This is a genomic window from Noviherbaspirillum suwonense (genome assembly GCF_900182955.1).
Lineage (GTDB): Bacteria > Pseudomonadota > Gammaproteobacteria > Burkholderiales > Burkholderiaceae_D > Noviherbaspirillum_A > Noviherbaspirillum_A suwonense.
Genome location: NZ_FXUL01000051.1, coordinates 1 through 11,361, shown reverse-complemented (window position 1 = coordinate 11,361; position 11,361 = coordinate 1). Strand labels below are relative to the sequence as shown.

The 11,361-nt window shown below is 50.8% G+C and carries 8 protein-coding genes and 2 pseudogenes; 2 read left to right on the top strand and 8 right to left on the bottom strand.

Annotated features, from left to right (window positions below):
- Positions 1-200, top strand: a 200-nt coding sequence (locus QOL82_RS28845) for an IS4 family transposase (protein ID WP_283445771.1), incomplete at its 5' end; no start/stop codon positions are given.
- 299 nt (positions 201-499) lie between these two features.
- A complete protein-coding gene (locus QOL82_RS28840; RefSeq protein WP_283445770.1) occupies positions 500-1,507 on the top strand; it encodes a glycosyltransferase family 2 protein in 1,008 nt (335 codons plus the stop codon).
- 191 nt (positions 1,508-1,698) lie between these two features.
- Here QOL82_RS28840 and QOL82_RS29345 read toward each other — a convergent pair.
- The 8 genes and pseudogenes from QOL82_RS29345 to QOL82_RS28800 all read right to left on the bottom strand — a co-directional run bounded on the left by QOL82_RS29345 (position 1,699) and on the right by QOL82_RS28800 (position 10,182).
- Positions 1,699-2,972 (bottom strand): annotated as a pseudogene (locus QOL82_RS29345) (IS701 family transposase).
- Positions 2,973-3,084: 112 nt separating this feature from the next.
- On the bottom strand, positions 3,085-4,167 hold the full coding sequence (locus tag QOL82_RS28825; RefSeq protein WP_283445769.1) for an acyltransferase family protein: 1,083 nt from the start codon (positions 4,165-4,167) through the stop codon (positions 3,085-3,087).
- Positions 4,168-4,346: 179 nt separating this feature from the next.
- Positions 4,347-5,414 (bottom strand): glycosyltransferase family 32 protein, encoded by a 1,068-nt coding sequence (locus QOL82_RS28820; RefSeq protein WP_283445768.1) that lies wholly within the window; start codon positions 5,412-5,414, stop codon positions 4,347-4,349.
- Complete coding sequence (locus tag QOL82_RS28815) at positions 5,411-6,445, bottom strand: polysaccharide deacetylase family protein (protein WP_283445767.1); 1,035 nt, start codon at positions 6,443-6,445, stop codon at positions 5,411-5,413. Before QOL82_RS28815 ends, QOL82_RS28820 begins: the two co-directional genes overlap by 4 nt.
- Positions 6,446-6,454: 9 nt before the next feature.
- Positions 6,455-8,182: an arsenate reductase/protein-tyrosine-phosphatase family protein gene (locus tag QOL82_RS28810; protein ID WP_283445766.1), complete on the bottom strand. Its 1,728-nt coding sequence runs from the start codon at positions 8,180-8,182 to the stop codon at positions 6,455-6,457.
- Positions 8,183-8,187: 5 nt separating this feature from the next.
- A complete protein-coding gene (locus QOL82_RS28805) occupies positions 8,188-8,805 on the bottom strand; it encodes a glycosyltransferase family protein (RefSeq protein ID WP_283445765.1) in 618 nt (205 codons plus the stop codon).
- A gap of 9 nt (positions 8,806-8,814) precedes the next feature.
- Positions 8,815-9,180 (bottom strand): annotated as a pseudogene (locus QOL82_RS29340) (glycosyltransferase family 2 protein); the annotation flags it as partial.
- A gap of 57 nt (positions 9,181-9,237) precedes the next feature.
- Positions 9,238-10,182 (bottom strand): glycosyltransferase family 8 protein, encoded by a 945-nt coding sequence (locus QOL82_RS28800; protein ID WP_283445764.1) that lies wholly within the window; start codon positions 10,180-10,182, stop codon positions 9,238-9,240.
- Positions 10,183-11,361: the final 1,179 nt, after the last annotated feature.

The window sequence follows — 11,361 nt, the reverse complement described above, 5'->3', positions numbered from 1 at the left end:
CGAAAAAGAAACTGCCCGCTACACCTCCTACGCTAAACGAAGTCATGCGCATGGTCGCCTCGGCAGGCGGATTTATGGGATGCAAAGGCGACGGTCAACCTGGCGCGAAAACCATCTGGAGCGGCATGCAAGCCCTGCACTTTTTCGTTGAGGGCATGCGCGCTGCGCTTGAAATGGCGGCAGGTAAAAGTTATGGGTAAGGGGATGGCTTTAGAGCGGTAGCCCACATCCGGCAGAATTTTTAGGCTTGAATATTGGTGAGTCGGGAAACTGTGGTATTTATTACAAATTTAACAGTGAATTGTTTCAGACTTGGCCTCATGAATGCTTGGGATCTGCGGTTTTTAACGGCCGTTTGACGAATAAAGTATGAGTTAAATTGGCATGAGCAAGCTGGCGACTGGATTTACCAGCAGTATGCAGACCCCACTGCGCGTAGCAATTTGCTCAATTGCAAAAATTACCGTATTCTAAAAAATATCCTATCGGAATTTTTATTATGACTCATTCCCAGATGTCTCTCGTACCGACCGTAGTAATTGTGATTCTAAATTGGAATAAATGGCGTCTCAGTCTTGAATGTATTGACTCCCTTAAACAGCTTGATTACCCCAATTGGCGACTGTTGTTAGTTGATAACGGTTCCACAGATGGCTCGTTGGGGAAATTTTGCGCCTTGCCCGAGACATCGGAGCTTATTTCTCTATCGAGCAATCATGGTTATACAGGCGGCAACAATTTAGCAATTGCACGAGCCATGGAGATGGGGGCAGATTATATTTGGCTCCTTAATAATGATGCAAAGGTAGAGACGAAAACACTTTCCCTCCTTGTGACTCTGGCAGAGAGTGATGACCGTATTGGTCTGGTCGGCCCACTGCTCATGCGGCCCGGTGATATTCCATGCTGCGAGGCAGCAGGTGTCCGATTCGACTGTTCCAAAGCGTCTTTGGAAGTGACCCTCGACATTAACGAAGCGTTGAAATGGCAGAGTGATTGCCCTGAGAGAATGGCTGTTTTTGGAACAGCCCTATTAATCCGGCGTAGTGTGATAGAAAAAGTGGGTGGATTCGACGAGCAGTTCTTCGCCTACGATGAAGATATTGATCTGTCGATTCGCAGCGCTCAAGCTGGCTTTCTGAATGTAGTAGAGTTTCGGGCTATCCTCTGGCACCAGCCGCGCGAAGGCTCCGCTGATGATACTGATCTCGTTGCTCCTCATGTCCACTATTACATGGCACGCAACGAAATCCGTTTATGGCGCAAGCACTGCACTAGGCTCCTCGCAGTGAAGGCCCATTTTTGGACCCTGCACCGTAGCCTACGGCAAGCGTTTGATCTGCATCGTGCCAAGAGAGGTGCGACGGTCGTCGAGGCGCTATTACGGGGGATCTGGGATGGATTGTGCGGCCGCAGCGGTCCTTATATCCCCGAGCGCCGAGCTCCCGAGCCATTGCGCAGCGTGATGCTGGGATTGGGAAAACTCTGGATAGCGCGAAAGGGCTGACCTCATCAGCGCTACTCTGCCATGTGTTGGCCCAGTCATTGATGTATAAGGATTTTCTCATTGTTCATAAAAATTGAACAACCTTATCAATCAATTACTTAGCACTACTCTGCCATGTCACTCAAGCTGACGCAGGTTTATCGAGGCACCACAATTAGGACACCGACTGCAAAGGATGGGACACAGCGCGGCTATAAGGGCGCGGCGTACTGATGGTAATGATGGCTGGGGTGGCGGACCCACTGCATTGGGTGTCGTTTTTTTTCCGCTTGTAAAGCGCTGGCCAATCGTCGGTGCTGTAGGTAGCTGAATGCAATCATCGTCAATAACGCATGATGGTGTAGCCCCAGCCAGGATCTGCCTTCGTAATGGTCCAGGCCAAGTTCGTCCTTGAGTTGCTGATGCACTTACTCGCATGCCCAGCGGGCCTTTATCGCGCGTATCAGAGTCCTGCGCGGCGTGTTGGGCGGGTGGTTGGTGAAGTAATATTTGCGCTCGCCGCTGGAGCGCGCTTCGCACACCAGCCATGCAGCCTGGCCAGGAAGATGCTGCCCATGCGATACCAAGGTGCCGTCAGCAACGCGCACCCGCACGGCCACAAAGTGCGCACTGAGCATGCCTTTGGTGCCGCTGCGCCACGAACAGCGCCGCAGTGCCTTCGGGCCAACATGTCAATCATCTGCACCAACGGCACGCTCGGTGTCGACGGTCGCGGATATTTAGCAGGTCTCCCAGCCCCGGGATGGGCCAGCACACTGAGTTCCACATCAGCTGGATAGACCTTCTGTGTAGGCTGCACACCCACTGCCCAACGTAGCCCTCGCTGCGTCAACCCGGCACGAAACTCTGCCGAACTGCCGTAGCCGGCATCGGCCAGGACCGTCCCAAAGCGCACGTTGTTCGCCAATGCAATATCGATCTGCGCCAGTGCAATGTCGCCCTTGGTTCCAAACGAGATCGACTCGGGTACCTTGGCTTGTGCACGACGCGCTTTATCCTGCGCCCAATCTTTGGGCAAGTACGGTCTCAGGGCAATCGGTACTGGCACCTCCTGTTGCGCCAAAGTGAGCGAGACGAGCACCTGGCAGTTCGCCTGCTTGCCGAGCACCCCGCAATGCTGGCGCTTGACGCCGACCGAGTGCTTGCCCTGCTTGGGTAGCGCCGTGTCGTCCACGATCAGCACGGCGTCCTGGCCGCCTACCAAGGCATCAGATGTTTTACGCAGCACCTGTTCCAAAGGGGCGGTAGGCCAGGGCGAGGTCGATACAAAGTGGGAAAGTTGCTGCGTCTGCCCGGGGCACACGCGTTCGGCCATTGGCTCGACACTCTTGCGCGCTCCTGGACCTATAAGTCCTTGCAAGTATCGGGGTGCTCAGCACCGTTGCTCGGAACGCTTAAAAACCGCCAGGAATGGTTCAAGCCATGCCTGAAAATCCTCATTCCAATCGGCGTCAACAGAAATCACGGTATCCATGAATATCCCTCTGAACAGGCATATTCAGAAATTCTACGCTTTCACATGGCAGAGTTGTGCTAATTTAGCGTGTTTCAAAAGCAGCGGTCTCGTCCAATCCATCTTATTGGACTGTGCTTTGGTTGACGGATGAAGTGCATGGCGATAAAACTATTTGGCGGTCCCGCCGGCCGGACAGCCATTGTCGCACGGGGATGTCGTAGTATTTATCGATCAAAAAGGCTGAAACAACTAGCCCCAGCAAAAGGGCTATACCGCTAGCCGGTGCCGATGCAATTACTGTAGCGCCCATTTCGTGTTCGATTAAGTGGCTCACAGGCGCATGAAGCAAATAAATCGGGTAACTGGCTGCCCCTAGCGCAATTAACGGGCGGTCGAATCGTATGGTCTTTCCATGCGCTGCTACTGTTACCACAAAGGGGAAAATAATGAAAACTGCGATCAGGTCATCAATTCCCTTGTATTCGCGAAAAGAAGGTGCGCCTAAAATCATTGCAACGATGATTAAAGATGCCCACGGAAGGAACCGGGATTTGCAGTGTCGGCCCAGCTTGGTGTGATTTCTGTAAAGAAATAGGCCAATAAAAAAGCCGAACGAAGAGCGAAAGATTCCGCCTGCAATGACAAATTTATCCCAACTGTGGCCCGAGTTTAAATATCCAAAGTGATTCACGATAAGAATGATTCCGATGGCGGCACTACCGACGATCGAGATTAATACCTTATTGCCTAAAATTGGCCTGCATGTCGCGTATATAAAATTGCTAATTAACTCAAAAAACAGGGACCAGTAGGGAGCATTCATCGGGAAAAGGATAGTTGTACCACTGGCATGAAAGGGGATGAAGAATAACGTGCTTGCAGTAACGGCTGCAATCTCAATGAACGCCGCTTTTCCATCAGGTGACGGAAGGTGAGGCAGCGCTCCGAGAATGATGGTCACAAGGCAGACGAAAATAGACAGTAAGTAAATCGGGTACAGGCGTATCAAGCGGAGGCGAAAAAATTTCAAAAGTGAGATGTCCCGCCTCTGTAACTTCGCGTCATAAGCATGGCCGATGACAAATCCACTAAGGATAAAAAAAAGGTCTACCGCCAGATAGCCCTTGGGAAAAGAGAATCCCCAGAAGGATGAGGTGTGATGCATAAGGACGAATATGGCGGCAATTCCGCGCAGCCCGTCCAAAAATACGTACCTATTTTTTAACATGGTTGGATATTAAAATTAATGCAGGCATGCTATGCCAATAAATCACTATTTTTGATGGCATACCCAGAAGAGTTCCGGCGCCCTGGCGTTCCGGTAATTATCCGGAGAACGGGAAAGCCGGAAAAAACTGGCCTCGTTTTGCAAAATCCTTATACTTAAGAAAGTCGCTTTGTTAAAAAATGCCTAGTTTTTTGCAGGCCATTGAGTAGTCGTGCAGTCTGCCTTTGTATATGGCCCAGCTTCACAATTGGGCGTGTTAAAACAGAATAATGAGACTTGAATAGGTTCGTATGCGCTTTGCTACTGTAGACACTGTATTCAAACCCCAATTCGGCACGACTATCTACAAACCGGTGGCCAACGTCTGAAATTAGCCGCTGAATAGCTAGAGTGTAGGCCACAGGGCCGGTAACCCGCAGGACTCCATGCTTCCCAACACCGTGCAAGACAGGGTTATAGCTGTCAATATTTCTCAGCACTCCCTCAATTACTGCCTTTAAAAATGGATGGCCGGGGGCACAGGCGATGTACCACTGCTGAAATTCCCCATTTTCGAATTCGCTCAGTTCCTTGTGGCGGCCCCATCCCTCAAATTCATCTCCTTTTCCATTTTTCCAAAATGAGAGTAGGTAGACGTCATCTTTCTTAAAAGTTTCGTCCAGTGGCTTGTTCGCTGAACTTTTTATATCCAAATAGACCCCGCCGCATTTATACATCAGAAGATATCTGAAAAGATCTGCTTTGGCGGCACCGTACTCGCCATCGATTCGATTAAAATAGGACAGGACGGATGGAGGATAATTGTCCGTGATGAAGCTTGTTATGCCATTGTCATCGTAAAAACGGTATTCCCAGTCGGGATTCAGTTTTTTCAGCTTCGTGACGTTTAGCTCGAGTGCCTCGGGTAAGGCGGTTTTATAGAATGTCTGATGAATGATTTTCGGAATGCCTTTTCCTTCCGGTAGAGCCGCAACAAGGCATCGAGGTGACGGTCGATTCAAGGCCGGAATGAGGCTGCTTTTAAGTGACGATCGCAAGCCTGTCAAAATCTTAATCATGATGGAGAATGAATGTGCCGGTATTCGAGCCACGCCGGCTGCGAATACTCTTGGGAAAGAAAAAGAAATAGCGCACACGGAACGGTGCATCGTTTTACTGTAGTTGGTGCTGGTGCTGGTGCTGGTGCTGGTCACGCTAGCACCACCTCCAATCCTTGCACTCATGCCGTCTGCGCCAACCAGGGCAAGCGCGACTGTTCCAGTTTGCCGTGCAGTACTGAAATACTCATGAATACTCCACCAAGTTCATGCTTAAAGTACGCGCAGAATTCTTCAATCGACGAAAGGAATGCTTCCAGTTCCATATTTGAGCGAACATATGGAGTATGTCCTGGCACGGCGGATGGGCTGTGATAAGTAAGCGTCATGACCTGACAGCCCTTCCTTGTCAAAGTCGTCGCCAGACGTATCATGTCATTGGCGTTGCACCCCTCCGGTGTCAGTCTGATACGCTCAAGCATCCGTGTCCGGGCAGCTATCCCCCTAACGCGCAGGGCGGCCAGCCGTGCCGCAGCCAGGTGCGGATAAAGCGCCGAACCGTAGTCCCGCAACAGCCCGTGGAATCCGGTCGTCACGGGCAGTTCCAGCATCGGATTGGATTCATCACCAAACCAGAATGGGTATTCCGAAAACCCTGAGAAGTCCGGGCCGCCATCCGAGGCAAACGACGTGTAGGGCACAATGCTGGCATCAACCTTGTAGCCCAGCTTTGCTATGGCCTCTGCCGTATTCCGCCCAAGGCCATAGCGGCCCGCCTTAAATATGATCGGTTTATGGCCGAAATTTTCGGAGATCATCTCGGTCAGGCATCGAAGCTTTTCGAATTCAAGCCACTTCGGTAAATTCCCGGCATAAGAATTAAAAGTCGACACGGTCTCGTGATGTGGTGGCGAAACCCAGGGGTGAAGATGCGTTCCAATCTCGCATTGACGATTTTCCATTAATGACTTAAGAGTCGAAACCGACTGCGGCGCTGTGGCAACTGGCCAGTCGACCAGGTACGTGGGCACAATTCCGTATCTGTCATAAATACGATCGTGCAGCATCTTTTGAGCAGCTATCGACGTGGTCGCGGTGCTTTCCCTCGAAAATGGCTTATCCCAATGAAACTCCTCTTCAGTGTCCACCGCGACCAGTAGAACAGGCGGATGATTCCGTGGGAGGCGCGCCGGCGCATGAGAAGTTCGATCAAACATGGACGCTCGTTATTTTATTGTTGAAAGAACCGTATCGGCGTATCCCTGCAGGCAAATATCAATTTGCTGGTAAGTCGCGTCAAACGTAGTAGTGGCCTTTCCGATCGGGTCGACTATCTCGATCACTTTGCCGTCTTGCCGCGCAAATTCGCCTATAAAAAAGATCTTTTTCGCGTACACCGGATAGCGCGCCATGACGCTTTTATAGTTGACGCGATCGAAGATAAGTACTTGTGTCGCGCTCTTCATCTTTTCGTCGAATGCGTGCTCAGAGAGGTGCTTGGTCATTTCGACGCCCCTACGCGCCGCCGCGTCAATGGCAGCTTGGGGTGATGCCCTGCGATTGCGCGGTAACATGCCAGCAGATCCAATGTCGAATTTATCCGCGTGTTGCTGCACCAGCTGCCAGAGCTTTAACTCTGCATACGGACTCCTGCAAATATTTCCTTCGCAAACAAACAGGATACGTATATGAGCATCGCCCGACTTCAGGTCAGCGATGATTTTCTCTTTCAGTCCTGAGCGAATAGGTTTCTGTGGCCCGAACACCTTTTTTCGCAAAGCATGTACAAATGATATGCAGGCACGTTTTATCTCAACGATGCCCGGTTGCTTGTCATCGATGGCGTAGCCGTCATGAGACTCGCGTCCAACTGCAAGATGCCTGAATTCCAGCAGCCAGCGCGCAAGGTAGGCTGTCAGCTTAAGCGGCGAGCGCGCTGTCATCTGGATTACCGTACGCACCTGGCCCAAGTCCTGAATCAGGTTGCGTCCATACATGTTCGCCTTGTAATTGACCGAATTCGTGGATTCGCCATCGGCCAGCAGGCGATATAAACGATATGGAAAATCGATTCCGATCGAGACCGGCAAAGGTAGCGATCCCCATGGGCGAGCATTAACTTCCAGGAGTATCCATTCGCCAGATTCTGGTTCGACCTTAAACTCAAACATGGCAATGCCGGTGTAGGCAGCGTGTCCGACCATGCGGGATACGGCTGCCAACCGGCTCTGATCGATAGGCGCGCTTTTCCGGTAGTAACCTGCGCCATGAAGCTCCCGTACCCTATGGTGTTCAAAGGCCTGCAAAATCCTGCCCTCACTGCACAGTATCGACACGCCGACGCCGATACCGGGAAACATTTGCTCGAACAGGATCTCGTCGCCAGCTGCCTGATTTTTCTTGAGCCAATCCGAGAGCTCAGCTTCGGTATTGATGACCGCGGTCTTGGTCCGTACATAGAGTTCAGGCCAGGAATAGGATTTTCGGTATTTGGCTATCAGCGGCAGTCCGACATCGCTTGCGATCGTCAGGGGAGTGTCCCAAGGAGTAAGCACCCTGCCGTTTGCGACTGGAATATGTAGCGACTTTGCTAGTTCACGCGTGTTGTGCTTATCAAAAAACAATTCCATGCCGCGCCCATCAGGAATCGCCAACCTGGTGTGGACGCTCAGCTCATCTTGATGCCGGATCAGTGGAAGCAGGCTCCGCTCGTCGCAGGGAATGACCAGCTTAAATTTTTCACCTGCCAGCAGCGTCGAGATCGCGTCCAGCCAAGCACGCCCCCCATCCAGATAAAAAGGAAGGGGATGAACCTGGTGTACGTAGCGCGACGTCAGCGCAGGTGAGGACATGTCATATGGTGCCGCATGCACCTCCAGACCCTGGCGGCCTAGTGAGCGCACCGTTGCGAGAAAACTGCGCATGTCGTCGCCGATGACTAATACTTTTTCCATGACGTTTACCGCACTTCGTTGATTAGGAGGGCTTTAAATGCAAGCAGCGTCAAGTATCCGGACCACTTGAATGAAAACCTGGCGCCTAGTGCCTGTCGCGCAAACGCGAAGCCAAGAGCGTGCTGGCCGGCGCTTGCAAAATGCGTCGCCAGCCGCCGTAGAAGATCACCTTCATATCGTCGCGCCAGACCAGAGATAGATGGATGTTTCGCTGAGGTGGCAATGTGCTGACAGACCAGTATCGCGAGCAGCCAGCGCTCTACCAGAGGATGCTGGGTAGACTGGTTGTCCGTTTTTTTCGGATCAGGAATGTTGTGCTGCGCAACGATTTTCGGGTTATAGAAGACTTTGTTGCAGCTATCGAGCATGCGCCAGAAAAAATCGCGGTCTTCCTCATAAGTGACGCGCTCCCAAAAGCCACCAAACTGGTTAATAGGTCTTTTTCGGAGCGACAAAATATTTAGATGGGCGAATCCGCCGGCCTCGCATAGTTCCTGGATGCTCACAATGTTTCCGGGTTCGGAGGAAACGGCACGGCTCGCAAGTGCTGCTGTTAGTTTCGGAAACCAGTCTTCGATTTCAATTCCATGGCTTGACACACCCGTCTGATTGGCGATGTACATATCAATCTCCGGTCGCGCCAAGAATATGGAAGCCATCGATTCAAGATGGTCGGACGCAGTCCAAAAGTCGTCGTCATCACAGAACGCAATAACCTCTCCATGCGCAATCGACAACCCTATATTGCGCGTAATTGACGGCCCCAACCCCCTGTTTCCGTTTTGCCCAAGCGAATGCAGGATAAAGCGGCTGTCGAGCGCAGTCCACACTTCGCGGTATTGCGATCTCGTGTATTCATCTGATGCATCGTCAACGACGATTACCTCGAACCGCTGAAATGACTGTGCTTTTATTGCCTGTAGTGTCCGCGCTAGAAGTTGAGCTCGATTCCTTGTAGGAATTACGACTGATATGTATGCGGAAGAGAGACTGTCCACGTCGGAGTAGCTTATATATGGTTAAAGTAGGCTGGCCGCAAGGCGGATGACATTGTGTCAGGGTGCGGTGGCAAGGAATTTCCGAACAACGCTGCTTACCATGCCGGACCGCCGCTCACCCAGGACAGAAATAATTTTCTTTTTGATAATGTTAATTGCACTGTAATCGCTGGGCCTGAATCCGCGCCACTCGGTTTTCGAAACACAGTGCAGATATTCTTTTGCATACGGATGAAAACACAGATAGTGCCAAGGCTTTGCTCCCCCATTGAAGTGGACAATACGTACGTCACGTACAACACGCGCAATCTCGGTTTTGGTCAGCGCCAAATGATTCATTTCCTTAAAAAATGGCGAGATTGCGTTCCATACGTAATCAAGGCGCACGTACCTGTCATGAAAACAGATATTTAGAACGTCCTGATCTGGGTCATTCAACTTGCCAGTCATGCTATAGGCTTTGGTGACTAGCAGTTCCTTTGCGTTTATTGCGCGCCATTGCGGGAGATTCAATACCATGACGCCGGAATTAAAATAGCCAAACTTCGGGTCATAGCCGAACCTTTGCGGCCGATCTGAGCCCGGAATCTGAACCGCGGCCAAGACGTTTTCGCCCATATCCAATGCGAGAAGTGGCTCGATCGAACCCGTGATCACCGTGTCTCCATCAAGATAAATTACCCGATCGACATCTTCGGCAAAATAATGCTCTACCCAGAACCGTACGTATATTTCAGACGGATAAGCAGTAGTGAGTGGAAGACCCGCCAAGCACGAAGGATCGAAATGGACTACTCGAAGGTCTATATTCTTGTATCGCCGCAAGCTGCCTTGCAACTTTCGATTGCTTTCTTCAGAGGAGCGGGTGGCAGCAACCACTACTGAAAATTGGATACCTTTGTTCGATTCGAGCAAAGACACCAAGCATGCCGCAATGTGCTGGAAATAGCCTGCATCGCCGCACATCAATATATGTGCATTCGCTTGTTTGACTTCTTGCACCTGGCAGCCTCGAGAAAATCGAATTATTAAAATTAGAACCGCGGGTCTCGCCAGGAATATGCGCAATAACGCTTCCCTGGCGGTTGCGACTATCTAGTACTGCAGCATACAAATGCTTAATGCCTGTAGCGCGAACGACAAACCAGAAACATCGCACTGCGTCTTTATTCGGAAAAATGTGCTTGAAATCCTAGAGTGAGCAAAGCCTTTATTGCAGAATTGCTTGACTATACTACGTGTTGTTGCTGAAAATCAATAGAAATTTTGTGGGCGTCGGCGTTGATCCGACAACCGTTAAATCAGTGGCTAGTATTTATTTAATAGATTAGGCACTCTAATTCGTGGCAAACATGCCGGACGACTGGCAGAGCTAAACATGGGATGAATACCGACATTTTTTGGGTCGGATAGTAGAACGACGGACTTGCGTGCGAGCGTTTACGCATCGATTCCTGCCAACTTTGTGGTGAGCCGAACCACCGCCATAATGGCGACGTCAACTGTCAAATTAGCGGGTGTGGCTATACCTGTGTCTTTCTACATTTCTTTTCAAGTGGATACGCCGAGGGCGGCGCTCGCGACGACATGTCATAAAACCTGGGCCGCTCAAGAGCGGGAAACCCGCCCAGTCCATCCGACAAGCGCCCTCGCGCATGGCGGTTCAGCGAATATGCAACTCGAATGCCGCGGAAATGCCGCGTCTAAGCCATCAGGGCCGGTTCGCGGCGCCAATGCTTTGTTCACGTGTCGTATTCACTTAAGTTGAAAAGAGCCGTTTCTACTCTCTCGAATGATAGTATTTGCCATCCGGAATGTTTAGGATTATTATTGCCCTGCCGCATTGATTCTCGAATTTAAACAAAACCCTTTCAACTCAGTTGGTGTAGGCCAATTAAATAAAAAATTATATGCGAGATGAAAATGGGATGACTCAGTCGGACCGGATAGTGGGCCGTGTCGCTTGGTGGGCGTTTTGGGCAATTATTGGGAGTATCTCCCTGGTTTTAAACCTTTACTATCGTTTGCCCTTGCGGATTTTCGGCGGTCGCATTCCGGACACTGAGCCAGTGCGTTGCTCTCCTGTTGCAGGTGATTTAGATGTTCAGCAGCGGACCAGCATATAGGCGGTGCCCTCAAATAAGAAGTGCGACACCTTATCTTAGGTGTTTAGTCTGGTAT